Source organism: Candidatus Tumulicola sp., assembly GCA_036490475.1.
Classification (GTDB): domain Bacteria; phylum Vulcanimicrobiota; class Vulcanimicrobiia; order Vulcanimicrobiales; family Vulcanimicrobiaceae; genus Tumulicola.
The window spans coordinates 711,521-737,045 of sequence record DASXDT010000006.1 but is presented as its reverse complement, the minus strand read 5'-3'; the positions used below and the strand labels follow the sequence as shown (position 1 = coordinate 737,045).

General features: G+C 55.0%; 15 protein-coding genes. 8 read left to right on the top strand and 7 right to left on the bottom strand.

Annotated elements, in window-relative coordinates:
• Positions 1 to 115: 115 nt before the first annotated feature.
• The gene (locus VGF98_10980) at positions 116 to 2,059 is read right to left on the bottom strand and encodes a hypothetical protein (protein ID HEY1682151.1); all 1,944 of its coding nucleotides are present in this window, start codon (positions 2,057 to 2,059) and stop codon (positions 116 to 118) included.
• 371 nt (positions 2,060 to 2,430) lie between these two features.
• Between VGF98_10980 and VGF98_10975 the strand changes: the two genes are divergently transcribed.
• Positions 2,431 to 2,829, top strand: coding sequence for a hypothetical protein (locus VGF98_10975; GenBank protein ID HEY1682150.1), 399 nt, complete (start codon positions 2,431 to 2,433; stop codon positions 2,827 to 2,829).
• Positions 2,830 to 3,103: 274 nt separating this feature from the next.
• Here VGF98_10975 and VGF98_10970 read toward each other — a convergent pair whose 3' ends face one another.
• The 3 genes from VGF98_10970 to VGF98_10960 form a co-directional block, all read right to left on the bottom strand.
• Positions 3,104 to 3,475 carry a hypothetical protein gene (locus VGF98_10970; protein HEY1682149.1) on the bottom strand — a complete coding sequence of 124 codons (372 nt, stop codon included), beginning with the start codon at positions 3,473 to 3,475 and terminating at the stop codon, positions 3,104 to 3,106.
• Positions 3,476 to 3,943: 468 nt separating this feature from the next.
• The gene (locus VGF98_10965; GenBank protein HEY1682148.1) at positions 3,944 to 4,204 is read right to left on the bottom strand and encodes a hypothetical protein; all 261 of its coding nucleotides are present in this window, start codon (positions 4,202 to 4,204) and stop codon (positions 3,944 to 3,946) included.
• 1,055 nt (positions 4,205 to 5,259) lie between these two features.
• A complete protein-coding gene (locus VGF98_10960; GenBank protein ID HEY1682147.1) occupies positions 5,260 to 5,643 on the bottom strand; it encodes a hypothetical protein in 384 nt (127 codons plus the stop codon).
• Between the two features lie 1,135 nt (positions 5,644 to 6,778).
• Between VGF98_10960 and VGF98_10955 the strand changes: the two genes are divergently transcribed.
• A complete protein-coding gene (locus tag VGF98_10955) occupies positions 6,779 to 7,561 on the top strand; it encodes a helix-turn-helix transcriptional regulator (GenBank protein HEY1682146.1) in 783 nt (260 codons plus the stop codon).
• A gap of 1,443 nt (positions 7,562 to 9,004) precedes the next feature.
• Here the strand turns inward: VGF98_10955 and VGF98_10950 are convergent.
• A complete protein-coding gene (locus VGF98_10950; protein ID HEY1682145.1) occupies positions 9,005 to 9,436 on the bottom strand; it encodes a hypothetical protein in 432 nt (143 codons plus the stop codon).
• Positions 9,437 to 9,587: 151 nt separating this feature from the next.
• On the opposite strand from VGF98_10950, the gene VGF98_10945 reads away from it, so the two are divergent.
• From VGF98_10945 to VGF98_10925, 5 genes are all read left to right on the top strand, one after another.
• Positions 9,588 to 10,037, top strand: a complete 450-nt coding sequence (locus VGF98_10945) for an integrase core domain-containing protein (protein HEY1682144.1) — start codon at positions 9,588 to 9,590, stop codon at positions 10,035 to 10,037.
• A gap of 505 nt (positions 10,038 to 10,542) precedes the next feature.
• Positions 10,543 to 11,208 carry a hypothetical protein gene (locus tag VGF98_10940; protein HEY1682143.1) on the top strand — a complete coding sequence of 222 codons (666 nt, stop codon included), beginning with the start codon at positions 10,543 to 10,545 and terminating at the stop codon, positions 11,206 to 11,208.
• 1,156 nt (positions 11,209 to 12,364) lie between these two features.
• Complete coding sequence (locus VGF98_10935; GenBank protein ID HEY1682142.1) at positions 12,365 to 13,411, top strand: hypothetical protein; 1,047 nt, start codon at positions 12,365 to 12,367, stop codon at positions 13,409 to 13,411.
• A gap of 1,070 nt (positions 13,412 to 14,481) precedes the next feature.
• A complete protein-coding gene (locus VGF98_10930) occupies positions 14,482 to 16,830 on the top strand; it encodes a glycosyl hydrolase family 28-related protein (protein ID HEY1682141.1) in 2,349 nt (782 codons plus the stop codon).
• 49 nt (positions 16,831 to 16,879) lie between these two features.
• The gene (locus tag VGF98_10925) at positions 16,880 to 17,950 is read left to right on the top strand and encodes a hypothetical protein (GenBank protein HEY1682140.1); all 1,071 of its coding nucleotides are present in this window, start codon (positions 16,880 to 16,882) and stop codon (positions 17,948 to 17,950) included.
• 953 nt (positions 17,951 to 18,903) lie between these two features.
• Here VGF98_10925 and VGF98_10920 read toward each other — a convergent pair.
• Positions 18,904 to 19,476 carry a hypothetical protein gene (locus VGF98_10920; GenBank protein ID HEY1682139.1) on the bottom strand — a complete coding sequence of 191 codons (573 nt, stop codon included), beginning with the start codon at positions 19,474 to 19,476 and terminating at the stop codon, positions 18,904 to 18,906.
• Between the two features lie 1,546 nt (positions 19,477 to 21,022).
• On the opposite strand from VGF98_10920, the gene VGF98_10915 reads away from it, so the two are divergent.
• Positions 21,023 to 22,561 (top strand): LuxR C-terminal-related transcriptional regulator, encoded by a 1,539-nt coding sequence (locus VGF98_10915; protein HEY1682138.1) that lies wholly within the window; start codon positions 21,023 to 21,025, stop codon positions 22,559 to 22,561.
• A 610-nt stretch (positions 22,562 to 23,171) separates the two neighbouring features.
• On the opposite strand, the gene VGF98_10910 is transcribed toward VGF98_10915, so the two are convergent.
• Positions 23,172 to 24,428 (bottom strand): Fic family protein, encoded by a 1,257-nt coding sequence (locus VGF98_10910; protein HEY1682137.1) that lies wholly within the window; start codon positions 24,426 to 24,428, stop codon positions 23,172 to 23,174.
• Positions 24,429 to 25,525: the final 1,097 nt, after the last annotated feature.

Below are 25,525 nucleotides of genomic sequence, written 5' to 3'. Positions count from 1 at the left end.
CTCCGGATGGCCAGGTGTCCATGAATACGATAGACCCACAATTGACTGGAACGGCGAGGCTCAAGCGCGCGGCACTTCCTATCAAGGCAGCATGCTTTCCGCATACGAGCGCACTCTAGTAGATCTTGTAATGCTCGGGATAACGCGCAGCCTCCTTGGCTTCAACAACGGAATAGCGCGCACTCTTGAAGGTTCGATATTGCGGTGGCGGGATTGCATCGAGCCTGTTCTGTGTAGCGGCGTATTGACCCGTCAGAACATCAAGCACGCCCAGGTGTGTGCCGCTACTTTCCCAGAACCAAGGATCACTCAAATACTCGCTATGCGGAATAATTTCAGGAAAGACGAAGCCCTTTGACCCGATTTGATTCATCGCCACCACCGGCGCGACCACTGCGGAATTCTTTGGCCCTCCCCTCGCTGCATTCAGCGCATCGGTCCGAGCGGCCGGGCCTTGGGCAAGTCCAGCGCCAGCACGGGTAAACGATCGGTACGAGTTTATCTTATTGCTGACAGCGTCCAAGAAGTACCAATCGTTCAACCAGAATATTCCCTGCGCATCCTCATTCGATCTTGTCAGTTCGCGCGCATCTGGCGTGAATAGCGTGCCGTAAAGATCGCTATTCCACTGGTCGAGAGCCAATGACGGGCTCGGATCGTTAACATCAAAAAAGAACTTCGTCTTCTCGAGCGGCGATCCGAACGTCACGAAGCCGCGAAGGCGCCTCATCGCTTGGCTCAAATCAGGAGCCTGCTCGCACAGGTCGAAAAATCGGATGAGCGCGTCCATCGCGATCGTCGAACCTAGGCTATGGGCCAACACGTACACCCGGTCGTACGATGTTCCATCAGGCCCGGCATGCTTACATGCGGAAACGATGGTCTTCGTAACGCGTTCCAATATCGCTTCGCGCATCGCGAAAAAGTCGAGATTTTCGTTACGAGTCGTGTAGATCTGCACATCGCCAAAAAAATTGACAATCCAAGACTTCGCGATGGTGCGGCCGCCAACGAACAACATTGCCGCCAGCACGAAGTACACCGGCACTAATCCACCCGCCGGTTCGCCAGGTTTGATCGGCAAAACGGCAGTCACGAATAGTAAAGCGAGACCGCCCGCGAGCGCGAGCACGATGAATGCCCAGCGTTCGTAGCGCTGTTCGCCGTAACGGCGCAATTGCTTATCCTGCGATACCACCGTCACGACGGCTTTGCAGACTTGCGCAACAAGAAATGCTCCAACCACTCCGGCGGCAATGATGCCTAACGTCCACGGGGAGAAAATGCTCTCTAGAGTCGTTGGGTTCAGAAGAACGCTCCAGGCACTCGCGACAGCGCACGGCGCCGCGTGTTGGACGTTCGACCGGGTTGCGGGACTCAGCAGGAGGTCCCAAGAGCTCGGCACGGGTCCCTGATGAAGCAGCGCGTTCCAGAAGAGCGGTAGCGAGTTTTTGTGAAGCAGCACATTCCAGGAGTATGGCAATGAACCCTGACGGAGCCGTACGATCCAAGTGCTGGCCGAGGAGCCGGTTTCGCAGCGTCCAGCTAACGCAACAAGACGCGTCATAGTAGCGACGGTGGCGAGTAGCGCCCCCAAAAGAAATGCGACGACCGCGATGATGCCTGAGAAGATGAGACCGAAATCGTAAACCGTTTTCCAAAACCGGGCAGCATAATGCGCGCTGGTGTTCAAAGGGACGAAAACTGATCGTAGCAACCAGGCAGCGACGGAAATAAAAGACGTCTTACCTTTATCAAGGGGACTCCAGTACGATTCTATGACGTCAAAATACGGAGTCGGCTCAGCGTCTATGCCAACTGTCTGCACTCGAGATATCGTTGGCTTGGGCATGTATGACTTCTCGACCTTCGGATCCGGGCGATTATACACGCTCGATTTCCACGTTCGACCTTGGCCCCAATAGGGATCTACCTGAAGCTCCTTCAGCAAGTTGCTTGCCGCAAAGTCTTGAATCTCATACCTGGGATGTGGCATGACGCCATGCACGACGATGACCGCTATTGCTTCGTTGGCATCCTCAGTTATCGCGGCGCTCATGATTCCTCCATCGCTAGTGGCTTGTTCGCGCAAAGTACGACGCGCAAGCGAAGCTAAGTGATTGTTAAGATCACACGTCGTTCGACGCATGCACGAGCGTCGAGCCGTTCCGGAGCCCTTTCGTGCATAACGCGGGTTCGATCAGTTGACATCGCCCTGTTGGTAAAGCCGCAAAACGATTGAAAGAAAGGCGGGGGCGATGTGCGACTCGGTTGTTGCAATACGTGACTTCGAAAAAGGTGGAAGGAGCGCGACGACGTTGAGCCACGCCCCTTCGATGGTCTTAGTTCGAAATTGGATGGCTCGATCGAACTCGAGTAGGCGTTAATTGGCTGTAGTCAAATATCGCGCTGATCGTCGGCGGATACTTGATGCTGCAGTTCGTCCCAGTGCCTTGGGTGACAGAGAACGAGAAGTTTACGTCAAACACGACATTAAACGTGCAGCGCGGGCCGGTCGAAGCCGCCGGGCTGTACGATATGCCGGCTGACGCGGGAATGCCGCAGAAGGTCGACGCGTTATACGTGATTGTCACGGGACCCGCAGTATCGCCGGCGCCGACAATCGGAAGCGACGAGATCGTCCAGCATGACGACGCGGAGGTCGTCCCAGCAATGGACGCTGTCCAACTGTTGCTGATATCGACCTGCGTAGAAGCGTCCGTGAGCGGTCGAACGTTGGAAGGAATGGAGGAGCTTATCGCCGAGGATTGCTGCTCACTGCAACCGGCAAGCGCCACCCCTAGCGCGGCGATAACACAACATTGGTAACCGAAACCGACAAGGGATGCTTTCATGGAGTTCTCCTAAATTCAGCACACTTTACGTCGATAGGTCCCCGCAAACTTCCCCGGGGTTTCAATACTAGCTCACTAGCCTGATCTAGTGGTACAGACGTTCATGCGCTTGGTTACTTGCTTCGCATTGCGCATATGAAAAGCTTAGGTTCGAACTGACCCCGCGCAACGCGTTCATCGCCCGAAGCTCGACTGCACCCGGGCCTGACATCTCTTGAACGCTGGCTCGGTGGATTTACTGTTCGGACCTACCGCGTGCGTAACTCGGAACGAATGAGCTGCTCACGCTGTGGTACACCGAGGTCAGGAAGCATTTTCCAGATCCCGTGCGCCGAGGGACTCACTTGACGTTGCCCACTCGCCGTGGAAAGCACGAAACGCCGCAAAATCGCGGTACGCTCTAAGTCAGACAAATGCGCGGCGTCGGGCGCTGGCGGATAAGCGCTTCGAAACGCCGCCTCAGATTGGTCGCGAAACGCTAAAAACTCCATGGCGAAGTTGACGAATTCGGCCATCCGGTCATCCAAGGCAAGCCGAAGTTCAGGTGAAACGCGACGCAACAGGGTTACCACTCCGACCAAACCTGTCGCACCAATCGCGCCGGCGACAATGGGATGCAACCTCGCTACATCATGCAGCAAATTCTACAACCCGTGACAGATGAGGACGACCGTAACAGATATGTGCAGTCTTCGCAAATGTCGCATTCGCTTCGATTTGACAACGGCGCTCCCCAGTATGCGCGGGATCTACTTGCTGACCTGTCCGCCTACAAACGAGCACGACATCGGTTTGGCGTATGGCGCGGCCGATTTCTAGAACGCTGGCTTGGCTACGCAATCAACATGCACGGCGGCAACGTCGGCTTGCAGCCGCGAGAATCGAGCGATCATCAGGTTTCGACTCTCGAAGCTGTTGGGACCAGCGTCTCTCGAGGACGTACTATATCGCGAAAGCCTCGGGAAAGCCTTGGATACACTCTTGGGCCGTAGGTTTGAATCGAAACTAGGCTTTCTAAGGGCTTCGAGCAATGAGGAACATGGGATTTTTTACTGCTCCACTAGCTGCCAAAGAGCGCTTTACCTTCGTCAGCTACTCGCTACCGTTTTGGCTTCGGCGTAAACGCGCGCGAGTAAACCCAGGCGCAGCGCTTCAATAGGCGCGAGATCATCAAGGTGCCTATTGGGCTTGATGAGCCAAGCAGCTTTTCGGAATGTCGATGCATCCATCGCCGCCAAGACAATGTCCAGGCCGGTGACGACGCCATTGGCAGACGTTTCATCGAACTGCCAGCGAGGATAGCGGATGCGACGGCCGTCGCGAATTGCCAGCAGTGCATTCGAATGCACGCTCCTCCATGCGGATTCGGCAGACTGGTGCAGATGAATTCGGCTTGGGCTCGAGCATACGGAGAAAATGTTAATCGAGCGACGTCGATCACATCGTCGTCGTTGACATACGGTCCTCGCCGAAGTACCGCTTTGCCGGCCTGATCTGGCCACGAGCAAGCGCTTTCGTTGACGACTTTCCATCGTTCGGTTAGATGCGTACCGTCCAATATCGCGGTTCCTAGCTTGCCCGATATCCCAGAATAATAGAAACGGAAATCTCGCTGCACGGAATGAGAACGGTCAGCGATGGAGAGGTCGTCTTGAGAGCAAGGAAATACGTGTGGACAAAAGGCACGTATCGAGCGAATGGTGGGATCAGATGGCGTTGGCCTATCTTTTGATAAGCAGCGTACAGCCCTGTAGTCGCTTCCGAAACGTCAATTGTAAAGTTCCGAACGTCGTACGGCGGAAATGCGCTGCACGGAACTCCATTGATCCAAAATGACCCGGCTCGCAGGAATCCGAAATCAGAACCCGCTGCCAGACCTTGAACTACGTTTTTGCGATCGAAGTTGCGCTCTAGCTCGAGCGACTGGCGAGATACGGCCCGAGTGACGAACGGCGTAAGAGCCACCTGGACCATCGGTGTTTGTCGTCCCGGGATGCTGACGACATGTCCGGGGAACTCGAGTCTCCAAAGGCGGCGGTCGCGCGGCACCACTTCGCCGAGAACTGCCGGCGCTTCCGATGCCACCTCGTTAGCAGATTCCTTTCGCGGAAGAAAACGTCAAACTGCAGTGCGCGCTCAAAGCCGTCTAGCCTTCTCGTTAAGAACCAACGTTAAGACAACGTTCGCTACCCTGAGGTCTGCGACGCTCCTTACAATTGGAAGATTTCTAAAAGGCACGATAGTTCGCCATGTCTGAGGGCATGTGCGACTAGCTACTTGAGGAAATCGATCAGGGATTTCGAGTGAATTCTGGCCTCCTCGGTCTTGTAAATCGGTTTGTTGTCTGCCCCGAGCTGCCGCTTGCCGCGAGAAAAAATGTGAGCAAATGATGATGCGTACAATTCTAGTCCGAAGCGAACCCGACTGCAGCCCGCACGACGCGCGCGCGCCCCTCCTCTGTGTCCTCGCGGATTACCTCGAGAGGCGAAACGTAACCGAGCCGGCTTGAACAGCCGACGAACCACGAGCGCGCAGTAGCCGAGCTACAAGTCATGAGTATGCTACGCGTGGCTTGTAGCGCTGCACGCAGCGAGCCGACGCGTTTGGGAGCCTCACCGGTTTCCCACGAGCGAACGACGCGCGTTTCTGTCGCACAAACTATTGCAGCAACCAACTGTGCCCCCAGTGCCTCGACGAGTTCATGCACGACTTCGGACGGCGACATTTGTTGAACCTCTTCGATCGCCGACGGAATTCGCAAAAGACGCTCGATGTTTGGATCATCCATAGGGAGCTAGCGTTTCACCAAATATAACTGCCCTTGTAGTGCTTCGGCGTACCCGGCAATGCATGTGCTGCTAGCCAAGTTTCCGTACTCGCTCGGTCGAACACTTGATACCTGATAGCATTATATAATCAGCAACACTGCCCGCACACCGAGCGCTTGCTCAAGTTCGCCAATAATTTCGATTATCCGCGGCCAAACTCCCGCCCGAACGGAGCTACGTGCGCCAGCCGGTCCGGTCACGGTCCAGCGACGCCATGTAGACATTGGGCACTACGGCTCGGCTTCAACCCCGGGTTCTGTTCATCGGAGAATGTGCAACTCAACGATTATCAAGCGAAGTCGCCACGGACGATTCCCTCTATCAAGTTTACGAATTCCTCGAATCCGTTGTTACCTCTGAGTATATCCAGTGGGCTTTCGGTAATACGTGGCAGCGGCATGTGCCCCCATTTCGGGAAAAACTCCTCGGGTATGACGCGTCGCAGCCCAAGCATGGCGTTGCGAAGACGTTCTGCTCCTTCGTTCGGCTCGGGCGAAGACGAATGCAAGGTCTCTTTCGAAAGAGCGCGTTCAAAGATTGGCCGTTCTATCTTGAATAGGTTTGAAGCTAGGGTCAGCCCGTCCTTATGTCGGCCCACGTCATGCCGTACCACGCTTTTGAAGCATCAACCTGTGCAAATTGAGCAACGCGAGCCCATGTTTGTTGAGCCCGCTCCGCGGACCAGATGCTGCTCGATGTAGATCGGCTTGTCGTCGCGGCGCAGGAGCCACGCCCCAATGCCCGCGCCGTCGTTTTCTCATCTTCACCGCCCACACAAAAACGGCGATGCGACGGCAAAGACGTGAGGCTCGCTCGCCGTCGAGCAGAGGCTCAAGCCTGCTGGGCCAAGGCAACGCGCGCCGAGATCGATCGTCCGGTATACTACACGTCGATCGAGCGCGGCTCGCCGCGGCTGAGTGCCTTCCCGATGATGGCTGGCCGTCGACCGGCATGGGTCTCGTCGCCGCATCTCGCCTCTCTTTTTGGAGAGTTGGCCGGCAATCAGCTAAGCCGATGCTTCCGAATTTAGAGTGCGCGTTCTTATGCATGTTCTATGCATCTTGCTATGCGTGCTGTCGGCGCGGTAAGGTTGGCTTGGAGGATGAAATGGAAGCTTTTGGTAAACGCGTGGCCGCTGTCCGGCTCGAGCAAAGAATCTCACAAGCAGAACTGGCTCGTAAGACGGGTCTTGGTCAACCTCGCATTTCACGTATTGAAAATGGAGCGCTTGCCGCAAGTGTCAGCGTGACAACAAAGCTAGGAGATGCTCTGAGGCGAAACGCTCGCGAACTCGTGGCCGCGACGGATCGGGATGGATATTATGTCGCAGAGGCGCTTTCGCCTGAAGAAATAGCTGACGAACTACACATGGTAAGTCTGCAAAAGTCTTTCGACATAGTAATGCTTCGCGCATTTTACGATCGCATTTCGACACTCTTTTGGGCAGTGTACGGCGGACCGTATATCGCGGTTAACGTCAACGCCGAAGCCCTGTACCTAGATCTACGTTCGCGTTGCGCTCGTATTATTGAAAACTCGTCTCTGGATATTCCAGCGCTATACTTTCCCGACCACCTCGACCCCATCGAAGAAGACGACGTGCTGAGCTGGGAGTTCATAGAAGGCGATATTGGTCGTTCCGCTATGGCCCTCAGGCACCTCGAGCATCAGGTCAATCCTTCACTCGAAGCTAGGCAGGCGCTTGAGACGCTCCTAAACGATCACTTAGAGATTGATGTGGCCGATAACGACATCAAACTGATTAGTGAACTTGTCGCAAGCGAGAATCGCAGATGGCTCGCGCGTGTCGACCGTGCATCGCGACGGTACGCTAAAGGCTTTAAGCCCCCTCAGGCGCCGGATGATGATGCGAAGTAGAACCATAGGATTCAGTACGTAGTGGAAGCTTATTGAGTCTAAGCGATTCGTTAGCAAGGTTGATTTTAGGGCCAGAAGTGACCGAGAAAGCCCGAAGTTTAAGCTGGCGGCGTTTCACCTCGCCGTCGGTAGTCAGCGTCAGCTGCCGCCACTCCTAACGCTTGCCATGACTGCACATCTTCATAATCTGGTCCGAAATCAGCGTTGTACATGAGACCGACGCGCCGTTCGGAGATGATGCGATTATCCCGTACTACGGTCAATAGGCCTTTATAGGGCGCCGTGCGAGTTACCGTGACGATATAACCACCACCGTCAAGAGTGTCCCGCCACACGCAATAATCTGAGGTCGGAGGGACGCACGATGCTGCCGATCGATCGTGGATGACGCACCGCATGCTACCATCGATGTTTTTGACGAAGAGATGTTGGGCATCTCCCAACCAAGCTGCAAACGCCTGCGGATCGCGCGTTACGCGGTATATCGGCCCGGTGTCCGTGCGTTGCGCAGACTCGCTCGTCGGACCGTGATTTTCGGTTTTGCGATGGCGTCGCTTCACGAATGTTGACCCGTCATCGGTGAGGCACGAATACCACACTTAGTAGTGCACCGAATATCGCGGACCCGCTATTTAGATCACCAGGAACTGCGCCGCCTTTTCTCGTTTTTTGTTGCGAGCTTATCTGGTGCGTACGAACACCGCGGTCGTCAGACTCAAGAGCATGCCCCGACAGCTTCCGCAATAGCGATCGGAAAACAACGCCAGCCGCTGTGTCGGTCGAAGTCATATGCGGCGGTTTCGAAACTGCCGACGACCCGAAGTCTCTTGTCGCTGACTTGCACTAGATGCGATAATTGCGTGCTGTCGGACGGGAAGCGTCCCGGGTCTGGAGTCCCCGTTCAAAGCCCCACGCTGCAAGGATTGGGGCGGAGGAAGAAGCCAGGACAGCCGAGGTCGCCACTCGGGCTCTGACCGCGACCGCTCGCACCCTTTGACGAATCGATGAATACTGGCATCCGCGACCTCCATGCTGCTCTGGGCCTCAGTACGTGGGAGATATCTCTTAAACCTGCATTTTAATGCCGCGTTCAGCCAGACGTGGCCGGTTGAGCGGCTTTCCCCAACAATGATTAGATGGTCCGAAAAAGCGATCCCATGCTCGGGCTCGGTCGCGCGATTGCCGAACGACGCCGAGCATCCCATAGAACCCAAGAGGATTTGGCATATGAAGCCAACCTTTCGCTACGGCATCTACAGAAAATTGAGGCCGGTCAGACGTTTCCTCGGTTGCAAACACTCTTCGCAATAGGAAGAGCACTTGAAATTAAGCCGCAACGTCTGCTCGATCGCGCCGAAACACTCCAAGACAGCAAAGGGTGACGTGAGGTGAGGATCTAGCTCAGGTTGAAATTGTGAGTCCCGGCCTTTTGGCCAAGGAGACTCATGTGAAGAAAACCGCTTCACCGAAAGGCAAATCGTTGGGATCCTGCGGGAACTCGACGGTGAAACGCCGGCCACCGAGCTGGCGCGAAGGCACGGGCTGCATCCGAATACAATCCGCGGCTGGCGCGATAAATACGCCGGCCTTGAACGAAGCGACCTCATTCGACTCAAGCAGCTCGAATCCGATAACCTGCGCATGCAGCGTATCATCGCTCGCCAAACGCTCGAGCTCGACGCCGTTAAAGGAGTTGATCTCAAAAAACGGCTGGGGCCCGCGCAACGCCGAGAGGCGGTCGTAGCATTGCAGCAGATGGGCCTTTCTCAAGTTCGCGCCTGTATGTACGTCGGACAGCCACGCCGATCGCTCTTCAACAAGCGTCGCCCCGAGCGGGTGGCAGATCAGAAGTTGCGCACCTGTATCGAGCAGCATGTGCAGCAGCGCCCACGCTTTGGCTGGCGTCGATTACTGATTTTGGCGCGCCGCGAGATCCCTGGCACCGGCGAATATCGATTTCGCCGGATTTACCGCGCTCTGGCGCTACAAGTGCGGCCAAGAAAGAAACGCAAGGTCGATCGATTTTATGCACGACAGCCTAAGCACCGGTAGAACATTTCGTACCATGAACATCGTCGATGACTGCACCTGCGAGTGCTTAGCTCTCGAGCCGTCCTTCTCGTTCGGAACCCATGACGTCATCCGCTGCTTTGAATCGATTGCTTTTGAGCGCGGCAATCTGCCCGAAACCGTGCGATTTGACAACGGGAGCGAATTCACAAGCCGAGCAATGTTACAATGGGCTGCCGACCAGAAGGTTGCACTGCATTTCATTCAGCCTGGAAAGCCGACACAAAACGCAAAGATCGAATCGTTCAACGGCCGAGTTCGCGACGAATTCTTGAATGCTCACAGTTTCTCAAGCCCCGCTCACGTCAAAGAACTGGCCGGCCCTTTCAAGACGGACTATAATGAGGTTCGACCGCATTCAACGCTGGGCGGTCTCACTCCGAAAGAGTTTGCGAGGAAGTTCTAGATTGCTAACCCCTCACAATTCCTTCTTGTGCTAAAGACCACCTCACGTCAGTTATCACACAATTAACGTAGATGTTTCCATTGGAGTCGGTACCGCTAACCGGTAGCTCGTTGCATTCTTCCATGGCGCAACATCCTCCAATCGGCGTGAAGATGCCTCCGGGAGGAGCGCTTCGTAAGGGCGTTCTCGAGGTTCAAAGCGCTGCTAATCGATTGATCCTTAAGGACGAGTGAACGGCTGAAGCTCTACTTCGCCGCCGTGGACCACATACTGCACTTCTTGTGAAACGCTCGAGACGATCGGTAAACGGCGAGCCGAGCGCACCTTCACTTCGTGACCGCGCCGCCGCTCTATTTAGCGCAGGAAAACAGGTTTACTCATCCTTTCGCCCTTCTCGTCCGGCGGCCATATTAAGAACTAAAACGAACAAGCAGATTAAGCGGCCTATTGACAGCCTAAGCCGTGCGAGCTAGCCTTAAGTAATCACTTGCGTGGAGTCGCGACAATGTCCGAAAGTACCCCCACACCTGCGCCGGTCGATCGGCCTCATCGATCGAGTTCTAATGCCGCGACGGCTGCAGGCAGCCTCATAGCTGGATGCATAAAGTTCTTCGGTAGCTCTGCTGTCATAGCGCTGCTTGGCTGGCTTTTGTGGTGGGCGCATGCAGTTTGGAGCGTCGGCCCGAGCGTCTTTTCCGAGCAGATCGCATTCGTTGCGGGGCCAACGATTCAAGTCGACACCGCTCACCCGCTAGCGCTACAATCTTATCTCGACATCTATCTCCACACGAAGGCGTTCGACGAAAACGGCAATGCGTTGACGAACGTGCCGGCGGATGCGCAAAAGCGCCTCGGCTTTTGGGTTCACTTTCAGTTCGTGCCAGACGATTTTGGAACCATCGAGGTACGGTACTTCTTCGCCGAACGAACCCTGAAAACGAGCACCGCGCTTTCAACGCTGCTGCGAGAAGAAACTCCCGTGCTCGTTGACAACGTGTTTGCGCTCAAGGGCCGCCAGTCCGCAGAGTATTTTTTCGTGCAGAAGCCACCGGTCATTTCGTCAGGTGAGGTGATCTACTTGGTCTTCTATCAACTCGGAAAGGTTACTTCAACAGGACCACAAAAGCAGCTACTTGCGGTTATTTCGACCCCAATCGATACTGGACAATAAAAGGGGACTTCATGAAGCGGTTTGCTCTAGCCATGGTTTTAATCGCACTCGCGCCTTTATGCGCGACGGGTAAAGTGGATGCCCAGGCACAGACGCCCGGAAATCCTCTGAAATTGTGTAATAGAACTGCAGGCTCAGTTTCAGCGACGTACACGTTGCGAGACCTAGCCGGCAGCAAGCCGGCCGAACTTTTTATAGCCCCCGGGGCCTGTCAGTCCATATCGCTTTCCGGATACATCGGCAAAATTACGTTAGGAGGGAAAGAGTTAACCGGATCTGATAGGTCGTTCTCGAGCGTGGAGCTTACACCGTCAATAACGAGCGTGGTCGTCGTCACATTTTCTTCGCAATGCGCTTCGCTGATTGTCGCCGGTTCGGGCTACTGTTTGTATCCGCAGTAGCGGCAAGTTCTACTCAAAAGCCCCAGGACTCTGAAATGACGCTCGTTGACATTCTCCGACTGATGGTGCACGGCGTTCGTGTCCGTCTTTGGATAAAGTAGCACCGGTTTCAGCGGTCTCGATGTTGTGGGAGATCGCGACGCGCGTCGATTAGCAATCGAGTTTTTGCGATTAGGCGTACATAGACAGCGATAGCTCGGAGCGCGCATAATTATAAGCGCATCGCCTATCCCACCATTGTCCCGAGCTCATTTGTGACGTCGAGAATGCGACTCGGTCGACAGTCAGCCATCGTCTTCTGTCACTTTAGCACAACCAACTATCATATTGTTCTTCAAACAGCAAAATCGAAAGGAATCCAGTCGCGTCTCATATTCTTCGCGCTCCGCGGCACAGTCAGTTCGAGCCCGGTTCAAGCGAGGGACTGAGTTCGGGGTCGAAAAGCGCGCCGAATCGCACAAATGGGCCTCGTGCAGATAGCACTGTGCAGTGCAGTATGAGCCGCCGATCGCCAAGGCCGCCACGAGAGCCTACCGAGCCCGGATCGCCACTCCGCTGGGCATAATTTTAACCCAATTGTGTATCTTAGTCATTTAATTCCAAACGCGGCGCGTTTCGTCCAGTTGAAAAATCGAGGATAAGGTTCGACTCACACGGTCCGGCTTGACGTCTCTACCTCGCTTGAGCTAGTATGGGCGCACAAACACAAGTTCTTTTGTCCGCACTATATCCGCTATTCATGTAAGGAGAGGTCGATGTCTCCGCTTTTTCGTCTGCTGCCAACGGTAGCCGCTTCGCTTGCCTTGCTTACGGCTTGCGCTGGACAGAACATCTTAAGCCCGAGCGCGGGCACTCCGTCCGTAAGCAGTAGCCTCAACGCGCGGCCCGCGGTTAAACGATCCGGCGGACCGACAGTTTACGCGGAAAGTATAAACGCCTCAGGCCTCCCTTTCGTAGCCGTCTTTTCTAAGGGTGGAGCATCGTTTTCACGAAAGATTCAACACGGCGCTTCACTTGCTGCGGACGCTAGCGGTAATGTTTATATTGCGCACGACCCTGTAACCGTCTACTCCGACGCCGGGAAAACGCTCGTTCAGAAGTTTCGGGTTAAGAACGGTCCGCGAGCGCTAGTTTATGGCGACGCGATCACGGCCGATGGTCTGGGCGACTTCTACGTGGAATGTGGACATCGTCTGGTTTGCGAGTATAAAATCGGAGACCAAGGGCCGATACGGGAACTTAGCGTTGGAAGGTTCAGCGCCATAGCAACTGACAGCTCGGGCAACCTCTATCTCGCAGTTGATAACGCGGTGCTAGTTTACTCTCCGGGCAGTACGTCTCCACAACGAACGATAACTAGTGGCGTCGTGGGTCCCGAAGCTCTCACTGTCGACCCGCAAGGAAATCTGTACGTTGCTAATGCGAGTGCTGGTACGAATGATACGCCGGACATCGCCGTGTATGCTCCTGGCGATAGTTCGCCAACGCGGACGATCAGCCAAGGTATCACGAACCCGTCGATGCTCCGCACGGACTCCAGCGGAAATCTCGGCGTCCTCAATTTCACCAACATTGCAATTTACGCTTCCGGCAGCAACTCACCGTCGAAGGTCATTACGCAAGGCATCGCCGGGGCTGCCTCGATGGCTTTCGACCAGTCAAACAATTTGTATGTAGCGAACGTCGGTGCGACTAATAGTGACCCTGGAAGTATCACGGTTTACGCGGCAGGCACGTATTCGCTAAGCGAGACTATAACGAAAAACATTAAACGCTCGAGTAGTGTCGTGGTCGGGCCCTAGACTCTTCACGCGACGCACGCGCAAGGACCAGCACGCGCTAGTGATTTCCGGGACCTCAGTTACTTTTTGTGGCTTAGGAGTGCCGCGAGTTCAGCACGCAGAGCTTAGCCACCCTGATCGGCACTACAAGCCCGGATCGCCGATCGGCACGGCAAGCCAGTTGTCTCGTCTTGAAGCGCCTCGAGGTTGTTCGTAAAGATGCGCCCCGAAGGCTCCCAGCAGATTTGTGCGACCGTCCGTAGGCTTTCGACGAGATAATTATGGAACGTTTATGGTTGTAGGCGTAGCACATCGCCACAGAAGATTTGCTCAGCGAAATCGTCATAGTCTGCATCTTCGAACCCACCCGGAAGCCCTGCACTGACTGGTTGGAATCACGGCGCAACGGCTGTATAGCTCGACCCAACTTTCATGTAGCTCGCAAGATTCTAGGGCACTACGCGTCAGCGATCGCGAATATGACGAATCGGTGAGCGTATATTACGTTTCCGCGATGGGGCCATTCCATCCGCTCAATCTGAGCACATGCCCTAGCCTCTACAGTCGAGTAGGCGCCCGTATTCGCGCGATCTGTGGCCGCCGCGGAAGACAGACGTCCGCTCGGAGCTGATTGACCAATGGGTAACGTCAGCCAGTCAGAACGTGACCATTTCGTACAACAACCACCGTGTTCGGAAGACATGTTTACGCTTTTAAAAAAACGCAGGGGGTCTCAACATTATTGAGACCCTCAAATCGAGCAATGCGCATGGAGGATACGGTAATGCCATCGTCACGCAGCTCTGTGTGAATGTGAGAACGACCGTAGGTCGCCCTCGTTCCGCACGTTGGAGACATCTTGCGCGTCCCTGATCGCAACTTGGTGAACAAAGTACCCAAAGACGCCGTAGGGGTTGTCGATCCGATGAAGAGGTGCATTGTTGTCGGCTTGATCTCGCTCTGAGCCGCCGGCCTCGAGTGAAGTTTTGCCGGGAGAGGACCCAAACCATTGGCTAGCTAAAAATAGCCGGTAATTCGTTTTTGGACCGGTGCGAAGCCACAGGTCTACCGGGTAAGAAGGAGACAATTGCGTGAGTTCGACTCCTGGCATCTTTAACGTACTCGACTACGGAGCCGCTGGCAACGGGATTACTGACGATACGCCGTCGATTCAAGCGGCCATCAATGCTGCCTTCGTTGCAAACGGCGGTATCGTTTATCTTCCGAAAGGCACCTACCTTATTGACGGAGGAACGATCGTCAGGGGATCTGCTCCGGGCGACGTTTCTGGCGCTCAGTGCATGGGAACGGCCGCAATGCCGCCAGGAGTCAGTTGGGCTCTAGAATCGAACCTGCAAACGGGTTACGCCGGCCCAAACTATCCCTACTCACTAAACCCGACTGGAGGAGGGACGCTGCCGGACGGCATGTTGCCCAATGGTCCACTTCTGCTGTTCGACAATGTGACATTGCTTGGGGATGGGCCCGACCTTACGATCCTGATCGCCGGAGAAAACATCTACGACGGATGGATTTTCAATCCGGCAGGTCAGATGTATCCGCCCCCACCGGCACACGGAAGTCTTGTGCCGCTTCCGCAGCTCGGTGCCATCATCACGACGTGGAACAACTGGGCGTCTTGGCCATTAATGAGCTCCTCGGGTCCTGGCTACCCTGACGTCGACGGTTACGCGGCACATAATTGCTACGTAAAGGAACTATCGGTCGACGGCCAAGCTGACCAGGGAGTGAACGCCGGGAAACCGCTGCATCTTTTCGATCCAACGGGCGTAGGTTCGAGTGACGTGATTAACCCCGAAATCGTGTTTGCAGAAGGGGCTGACACCAGCATACCGTGGGGCACGTTGTACGGGGCCGCCGTCTCGTTACAGATGACGCTTAACTGCGGCGTCCAACGAGTTCGAGTGATAAATGCGAATGTTAACGGCATCAACCTCACCGGCACGCAGAATGTCAACGCGCATGCGAACGGGCCAGTTCCGGAGTCGTTCCAACAGCTCACAGCACCACTGACAGGGAATCCAGACGGCTTGGATGTGTATGTACCACCGGTGGTGATGGCGAGCATGTCAGCCTCAAACGTCCCCACAATAAACGGCTTCATACGCGACTGCGAAGTGGATCTCAATTTTCCTTTCTGGGTAGGAGGCACCCGGCCGGAATCCGGACATGGAAGAACAGGCGGTAGCGACGGCAGCCTTCCGATCCGAGCGGTCGGCTGTGCCTCGGTGGTGGTTGCCGGCAATCGCGTTGGAATCCACAACCAACCATCGAATTTTGCCCAGTTCCCGCCCGCTGCGCCGTATCAAAACTATCCAGAGGTTCCGCCCAATACGGACGATGCAATGGACTGTCCCGGCTGCTGGCACATGCTAATTATTGATAATATCATTACAAACTGTGGTGACGGCGTGGGCTCTGAAGGGAACGGCGTGATGACCGTAGCTCGAAACATTTTTCACAATTTTGGGTCCGTTGGCGTCGACGCGCCGTCAAATTCTGGAAAGACATGCAGCCAAACGATCATCGCCGACAACGTCTTCTTCCTATCGGCTGACTCCGGTCAACCGCAGATGGCCATAAACATTGACGAGCAAATCCCAAGTTCGCCAGGTGGCCTTGATCCCTACCGTAGTGGCCAAAACTTCGGCAGCGGCGACGTGTCACAGCAAGCGACGTCCCAGCAAGGCGATCTCATAATTTGTGATAATGTTTTTTATGGCCCAGGCAACAACATGATGATTAACCTCGCCGCTTGGGGCGCCATTGTTAAGGGGAATATCTTCGACTTTGCAGCAGGCGGGTCAGTAGAACCTGTATATAGTCATACACCTTACAACAATCCGCTTGAGTTTGTCGCGGTTGGAAGCGGAACGGACGGCTGGCCATTTCCCTCGTGCACAGGCATAGCAGTAAAGGGCAATCAGATCATTATCTCGGACAACATTTTCCGGAACGCTTGTCCTGCAGGGGAAACAAACGAGGACGTTATTGGGATATCATTCCCGAACAGTTTTCCCCCACCGCTGCAGGGAGTCGATACCACGCGGGTTATCATTAAGGGCAATATGTTCGACGGAACAATTGGCGTACCAATTCAGGACAATAGCTCCGGCTCGGACGGCCTGCTGGGCGTGCGGATCACAGATAACATCGGCGTGAATCCTGTCGGCCCACTAACCGTCTCACTGGTTGGCTCCTCGCCGCCGAACGGTACGGTGTTTGCTAATCCGTATCCTTATGACTGCCTAGTGAACGTCGCCGCTGGAATGAGCACGGTAACCGTGCACTTGTACGGCGTCGCTTTTGGAGCAATCGCCACTGGCCAGCAACGCGCGTTACTCGTGAAGGCTGGCGGTACGATAGAGCTTTCCTGGTCAGGTGGCGCAGCGCCAACATGGGCCTGGGCGGGCATGTAAATTAAGTAAGAAGTCGTTCTTTCTTTCCTCGATGCGATTGGAGAAAAGCGTGAAACTCGTAATCAATATTATGGCGGCCATCCTGGTTGGTGGAGGGTTCGCGGCGTGTTCCGGGGTCAGCAACGAGCCGATGACTGCCAATACGACATCGCTGACTTCGGTCGCCGGTCTCGCGCAAGCCGCTGGAGCGAAAAGCAATGGCCGGACGCTTTATGCAATGAATTCCGATCTGTCCTCCGGCGGCTTCTCGATTGCCGTCTATTCTTCCGGCGGAGCAAAGCTTCTTCGCACCATCTCGGTTCCAAAGAGCGGTTCTCCGGCGTTCGGCGTCGGCACCGACGGCTTGCTGTACGAATCGGTTTACGGTGGAAACAGGCACAGTCGTCCCGTGCTCCGCATCTATGGCAAGCGTGGCTCGAAACTCGTTGACACTTGGCGCCATCAGAAGCCCGCCTATGTCGACATAACTCCCGATGCTTCGGGAAATCTCTATACCACCTGCGGCATTACCGTCTGCGAATACAATGTCTTGGGAAAGGTTTCGCGTAAGTTCCCCCACGCTACGTCTCCACTCGCCGTCGATAACAGTGGAGACGTTTCCGTTTCCGATTGTGGAGGCAAAGGTTACAACGGTGTCGAGTGTGTCTTCGCCCCGGGGCAATCCAAGCCGTATTGGACCGCCAATGCGGGTACTGTGATTGACGACGCGGCATTTGACCCAGCCGGAAACCTATACGTTGCAGTCGCTGGCGAGAACGGGGCCGTTGAGGAATTTGCGCCAAATGCCGAATACGCAACGCGCACCCTGACGGACGGCATAGTCAATCCCTATGCGCTCGCTTTTGATGCCTCGGGCAACGCGTACGTTCTGAACCAAGGCAAAGTAACGGTTTTCCCTCCCACGGGAACGGAGCCAATCCGCTCCATCACGCAAGGTGTCGGCGGCTGCGGGCTTCACAGCGCTTGCATCCATCCGATCGCGTTCGACGGCACTGGAAGCCTGTACGTCGCCAACTATACTGCAAACAACATCACCGTCTATGCCCCGAATGGGAGTACTCCCATCCGTACCATTACCGTCGGTATCGAGAGTCCGATAGGACTCGCGATTGGTCCTTGAGCTCTGGGTACTCAATGAATCTCCGTAGACGGCTAGTTGGGAGCGGGGCCGCAGATCCAGTGACCGCCCCGATGTCTGGACCAGCGGGACTCGCGAAAAAACGGCAAACTTTCTATCAGCACACTTAGTCTTTGCCAATGCGAAAGCCACTCACCCCGAACAAGATCGCATCTGCGTTACGACAAGCTGAGGCCGGCGTTCCAGTCGCTGAGATCATTCGCGAGATCGGTATTCACGAGAACACGTTCTACACATGGAAGCGTCGCTTTGGCAGCCTAGGCACGCCGGAGATCAGCGAGCTGCGACAATCTGCGCGATCAAAGACGAACACGGATTATTCGGCACTGCTACTCGATCAGGAGGGTGTGATCGTTAGGACTCTATCCAGGTTGTCGATAACGGTCTCGTCGCAACAACTTTTGCCAGAATCGTGGCTTGAACGGATACCGGCACTCTTCCCCTACTTTCTTGCGAAGATGCACAAACTATTTCAGATTGGGAAGAGAGTCTGCGCCTACTATATTGCAGTACATTTCTAGCTAATGACCTATCGCTCGGCGTGCGCATCTAAATAGAGCTACCATCTGGAGGACAGACCATATGAAGACGGCGGCGAGAAGAAGGAACACAAGAAACCAAGCACTTCTGAGAAAATCAAACGTCCAGAGTGACAGATGGCAATTGAGAATTATATAGGTCGTCGCCGGGAGTAAGAGATACGTTGCGCCGCCGCTAACCAAGGCTACGGGTAGAGTACCGTACCATAACGTATCAAGGAATACGCGCCGCACACCGGCGCGCGCAAGAGGCCCTTCGGGGATGGACGTTCGCACGGCGTCCAGAATCTTCTGATACTGAAGCCCGAACAAGACGACCGCAAGTGCGAGAAGCGTGGATATCGCCTGAAAATTATCTAATAATTCTTTGTCGAAGTTGACTGGCATGTTCCGTTCCTATGCTCTTAGCCCTAACGACGCACAAATTGCATTATACGTATCTAGCGGGATCGCATATCTGTCGTTAGTGCCCTTAACCTTTGAGATTGCACCGAACGTCGGCGCCACAACAGAAGACCGCATTCTGAGCCACTCAACGATGTGTTTCGAGACAATCGTGACATGGTGAGCAACATTATCAACGTTCGGAACCTTTGCATCGAACATGATTTGTAGCGTGTTAACATAGGAAGGCTGTAGCGCAGCTTGCTGTCTAGCGCTGAGATTCCGCAACAGCGTTGTTGCATTCGTTTCCGTGATTCGCAGCAACTGCGTCAGCTGCAGCTCGGTTGGTATACGCATCCCAAAGTGGTATTGAATCAAATGCAGAAGGCGGCGCTCGTTGATTTCGGGACCAGAACGAGCTGGGTATAGGCCTAGAACGGCATCTGAAAACTCCCGTAGAACGGCTTTTGAGACGTTCGTCATGGTTGTTTCGAGTTCGGCATCTGTAGCGACTCCGAAAGCAGCCTTTAACGCAGTTCGTTCCGCCGTCGACAGAATGTCGCGAAGTGAAAACGAAATCGGCATCGTAACCCCCAGTTGCTAGCTTCGAATGAATCGAAAAGAGTTCGTCTGTATCCTGCGATTCGCAGAGGAGTGATCGGCGCAACGTATGTCATATGCTCGCTCGCCCAACCGCCGTTCCAAACGCAGTGCCGAAGGGCAGTTTCCTGACAGCTATCGCGTTTCTGCGCATAGAGGCGAGGACACCAGGCCAAGGAGTGTAAGCTTCGTGTCACGACCTTCGCCTTTTCGGCGAATCTTGGCCCGCTCGGGTCTACGTCCTAGCCGCATAACCGATCGGCCTTTTGTAAGCGCCGGCTTCGCAATGGCGCCCTGCTTTGTTCGGGACACGTTGTTCTTGGCGCAGACCGCAAACGAAAGGCATTCGTAAACTTCTGTTTGCAGACCGTCTTCGGAATCGCCGGTGAACCAACGTTGCCTGAACCGGAACGGAGTTTCGATCCTGGCATGCTTTTCGGTAAGAGCAGCCGATGCAGCAGGCCGCACTTGCACCACAACTTGGCGACTTCGTCGGCTTTATCGTCGTACAGATCGCCCTGGCTTGCGGCTTGCATCAGATCCGATGCGGACTTTGCTCTAATTGACAATGCATTGCCATCGCGCTAGCATGACGACGCTTTCAGTGTTGGCCGGAACATGGCTACGAATGAGAAGTCTCAAGCTCTCCGCAGAGTGCGTCGGAACGATTAAGACTGAGGTATTGCTCCGACGTCTTTTGTAACATGGTCGACGCGCTTCACTAACCGAAATTTAGGGTGTTCGCATTTTCCGCAGGGCGGAAACTTGTCACCTTAACTAGATTATCTCTCGGTAACCGTGCTCGGCGTCATAAAACTTCATAGATCCCCGAGACTTGACACGACTCGCCTGGCTTTGCATCGCTAGCAGTCACTGAGTAACCTCCTCTATTATCCTTAACTTTTCATAAGGTGTTGACAGTCCGATCGCTCATGCTGACAGTGCGATCAAGCTCGTAAAGCGCGAGCTTCGGACCCGTCGAAGCGTCGCGGCGTTCAAGCTCGCTATCGAGAGCGATGCCTCACCGAAGGAGTCAACAGTCTTTGCAAAGCGGATAGCCATTTGTGCCTTCTTTCCGTTCATTTTTTGGAATGTCGCGGCCCGCGCGACAGTTCGTATTGTTGTGATACACACGTTCATTAACGGGCTTGAGACCTTCGTTGATCGAGTAGTAGTCGGCCATGATATCCCCAGTCTTCCGGCAAGGGTTTGTTGGAGCAGCAGAGGCTGCGCCAACGGACGCCCTGTTGCCTTAGAAGCGCTTTCCGTAGTAGCTTAAGTTTGCTGGCTGATTTTAGCTAGCTACCAAGCTAGTCCTCTCGACGTTGCGTCGGGTGGGCTGCGGAGGCACAACAAAAATGGCGCTATTTCTAGCGTTTCTTCTCCTGTTTTCTCCGACCGGTCACCCCATCAGTTCTCATGGAGGGCCTGTGGTCGCGCCGCTTGGCGACGGAAGCACGGGCGGCATGCCGGGCGGCTAACCCCTAGAGGGGGAAGGGGCAACTCAAACCCCTTCCCCGTATAACGCGGCGTGAGTACTTCTCGAAACGCTCTCAAGACACGGCAATGGCACGACGCTCTCAGGCAAGCTTTTAATAGCGGACAGTATCGCAAGGCTGCTTCAATCTTCGAAGAGCATGAGGGTGGAAGCGAACCGATTGATATCGTCCTGGTAGCAGCGTCTTCTCGTATGCGGACTGATCCTGCGGAAGTGCTTCGCCGCCTCGTTGGTTTGAAAGTGCCCACTTCAAACATTCGCCTGTCGATCGAAAGGGAGAGCCTTCTAGCGGAAGCACATGCTCGCACTGGAGCGTTTGATGCGGCCGACGAAAATCTCCAGAGGGCAGTCCACGCGGCGCTTCAGCTCGGCGACCCGGAGGTCATCGCGGCTCTAGGATATCGAGCCGTGCGACGTTATCTTCTGGAAGAGCGTCCGGCTAATGCTCGCGCAAGCTTAGAGCTAGCGCAGCGCGGAGTATCTCGCCGAGCGGCTATCTATGCCGCGTACTGCGAAACGCTCATTTTGCCTTACGAAGAACGCGTCTTCGAGCAGGCAAACAAACTGATCGAAGTTTTGCGATCGATTGATCCTGCGGGCACAGATTTTACGGAGATTCGTGTGTGGGGAACGCATACGCTTGCGGCTCTCGCCCGAGAGTTGTACTTACCTGCCGCCATACCGGAGGTCGAACGCCAACTCGACGGGGTCCCGCTGCCGGAAGATTTTGCTCACAACGTTTTTCAGGCGTACAGAGCGCTGGCTTGGGCGAAGGCCTTGCAGGGTGATTATTTCAATGCTTTTCGAAATCTCAAGAAAGCGACGTCTACGAGCGACACCATTGCTTGGAAGGTGGTCGCCGCTTGCGACCGCGCCTATTTGGCCGGATGCTTTGACGAACATTGCTGGTCACGCGTGGAGCTGGACGAGGCCGAAGCACTCGCCGACACCGTAGATTGGCACTCTACGCTCGGCGAAGAACGAATCGGTCTCTTGCAATTGGCCGAACTATTCGGCAAGATCGACTCAGGAAGGTCGGCTATGTACCTAGCACGTTACCGCGAGCTTGGAGAACTGCGTTCGCCTCTGTATAATCGTCACGACGCTCGTCGCTCAGCTTATGCGCAGTACGCAGCCGGAAGTGTCGAGCTCGCGCTCGGCAACCGAAAGCGTGCGCTCACCGAACTGCGTGCCGCACGAACTGTTTTTGAGCGCTTCGGCTTCGACGCACGTGCCGCGCGCTGTCTTCTCGACGAGTTTGCGATCACGCGGAATCGGGCGCTCCTTCCGTCCATCCGTGAGCGTCTGCTGCATTACCGCGAGAGCTGGCTCTGGCGAGAATACCAAAAAGTGTCAGGCCCGGCTGAAACGCTTCTGCCTCCGATGCAGCAGCGCGTCTTTGAAGAGCTTTGCGAAGGCAAGTCCACTGCGGAGATTGCCCACACCTTAAGTCGAAGCGAGTTCACGATTAGCAATCACATCAAGCAGATATTCAAAGCCTTTGGGGTTAAGACGCGCCAATCGCTTCTGGTTGAAGCCGTTCGTCGAGGTATGGCCCCGACGATGCGGTGACCCAAGATAGTGCCCGCAGCGAACCGCCCGTCCATCGGCAGTTGTCTTCGGCTACGGATAAAGGCCTAGGAAGTGACTCAAACGACCAAACGATAGTCGGCTTGAAGCGGCTAGCTGCTCTGTGCTAGTCGCGGAGCAATTGGCCGGATGCGATGTGGAGTCGGCTTGCCCAAAGTGAAGGAGCGTTGGTGTTTATCCTACCCCCGCCTTAGCGCGGCATCCTAGATGCTGAGACCTTCACTGGAAATCGGTGTTCTAGCGAATGATAGCCGACATCCTGAAGCAACTCTGGGTGCTTAATTAATTGTTGCCTTTGTCAGGAGCGCCCTCCGGGCTGAATAAAGCACGCAGAATTGTTTTGTTCGGCTGATATAGCACGCAGATCAGCGAAGAACTGGGGTCTTTCCTTTTGACCTCAGCGGGAGTCGAAGCGACACCAGCGCACTACGTGATAGCGCCAACGGGAATCGAAAGCGATACCTTTGGTAGACCCGACGTGACTACAGAGGACGAAAAAGGCGACATCTAAAGAGATCGCCGCGTCCGTGTCCTAGCCAGGCTTTTATTGTCTGCGTAAGTCCGTGGGCCAATTGTGGGCCACGGACCCCAGTTAAGCTGAGCGACCAGCCTCGATGACGTGAACCTCGGAACTGTCTTGTGTGATCTCAAAGGGCTGCGGCGGCCCGTAGGATTCTAGAACTGGGACCGCTGGAGGGACGGCTTCCGCCGCATCAACGATCGCGATAATTTCTGGCGCCAGGTAGATGTGTTCCTTATCCTGGCTATTAACGCGCATGATGATTTTTGTTTTTTCCAGCCGTTTGACGGTATCGCGCGCAGACTGCCATGAAAATCCAGTCGCACGTTCCGCTATCTTGTTCGTCATTACTGGCAGCTTGAAAAGTTCATCGACAAGCCGATGCGTAGCGTCAGTAGCTCCCTTGAGGCGTTCGTTGTAATCTTTGCGTAATGCTTGCAACTGGCGCGCACGTTGGACTGCATCTCTGGCCTGCGTAGCGATGCCGCGCAAGAAGAACAAAATCCACTCCTCCCAACGTCCCTCCCTACTGACATTAAGCAGCAAATCGGTATATTGTCCGCGCCGGCGTTCGAAGTAAGCACTTAGGTAAAGCATCGGCGCGGCGAGCCGCCCAGCGGCGCAAAGCATCAAAACAATTAATAATCGACCGAGACGACCGTTGCCGTCCATGAAGGGGTGAATGGTCTCGAACTGATAGTGCACGATCGCGAGTCGAACTAGTAGGGGCAAGTCGTCCGGGGCCGCGAGATAATTCTGCAAATTATCGAATAGAGCCGGAATCTGATACGGCGGCGGCGGAACAAATCTCGCGAACTGGATTGGCACACCTGCGGGAGCGATATGCACTTGAGCGGTTCGGAAGGATCCGAGCAGCGCCTCGTCCTTTTCAATGCCCCTGAGCAGTAGATGGTGCATTTCACATAGTAGTTGCTTGCCAAGCGGTAACTCTTTACACCGCTGCAACCCGTACAACAAAGCATTCACATAATTCGAGACTTCGCGATTGTCGCGACTTCTTACAGCTTCCTGGATTTGCATCGCTTCGAACAGTACCAAGTCGGAAAACGTTGTTTGGGTACCCTCGATCCGGCTCGACAGTACCGCTTCCTTGCGAAGAAATGGCGCGATAAGCAACTGCGGATCGGGAAGGTTCTGGCCATGTCCGTCCAGTCGCCCGAGTTCCAAGCTAGCTTGTTCGAGCTCCAAGTTGACCATATGGGAGAGTTCAACCGAAATCGGTAAAAGGTCCGGAACAAAAGCGCATCCTCCCTCGGTGATTTTAACGAGGTCGCCCGTCTTACGGGCCGTGAATTCGGATGCATCCATATCGTGGACCTTATCGTATACCTAGGCAAATGGCAAGTTTACCTTGATAAGAGCGGTCCCACCCTAGGGTTTCCTTGAGGTAGGCCTAGGGGATCCCCCTGACATGTCCACCCATGAGGAGATCTCAAGGAAGGCTTAGTCTCCAGCCCAGGCGCGGAGAGGCCTCTAACAGCGGCCACATGACATGGCAACTAACGCGCGCCCCCACTCCCCCGGCTTACTGGCCTTTGCCTTTTCTCTACACACGACGCAATCGCCAACCGCGACGTGGCAGACGTGGCATAGGAGCGATGTGCGGACACTTGCCAGCGGCCCACTGGTTCATACAGTCCGCTGGCTCATACTTACGCTGACGTCCGTTTTCCATCATAATGCGGTTGTAGCTGCTCAAGAAAGGACGTGACCATGAGTAAGTACACTGCGACGATTAAGCTGGAGGTTATCTCACGACAAGCATACGGCGCGACTGACAAGGAAGACTTCAAGAAATCTCTCAGGAACTATCTCACTGCGATCCCAATGCTGCCACACGCGCCGTATATCCAGGCCAAGTCCATCGAGATTGAGTGAGCATTTCTAAGCGCGCCGATCGCATTGTCCGAACCCGCTGCGATAAGTGCCAGCACATGGCTTCGATGCACGTCGCCGGCCATTGCGTCGTTTGCCGGGAGAAGGCACGCTCTAGAGAGCCGGGTGACTGGGCCTGTGCGCTTCCTGGTCTGGATATCGCAGTAGCTTAAGGCGAAGTTTTCGGCGCTGGGATGGTGGGAAGGTCGGGTAAACGAGTCCCGGCGCAGCTCCCATACCGGGGTGCCAAACAGTACCGCCAACGTAGCGCGCCAGCTGCAAACGGTGAACGGACCCGCGTCGGTGTCTGGCTGGTGTTCTGCCGCGCGGTGATGCCCGCGGCTCCGCCAAGATTCTCGCGGGCGAGCGGCGCCGGCTCAGACGCGTCTAGCAGCGCTTGTTTCGAAACGCGCAAACGTGAAAATCTGATCTGATACAATATGGGGATGTTAGTCAAAAGAAAGCATCGGTGCCGTATCTGCCGCCGGGTCCTGAAGGGTCGTCATCGTTGCAATCCGGGCACAGTGGCC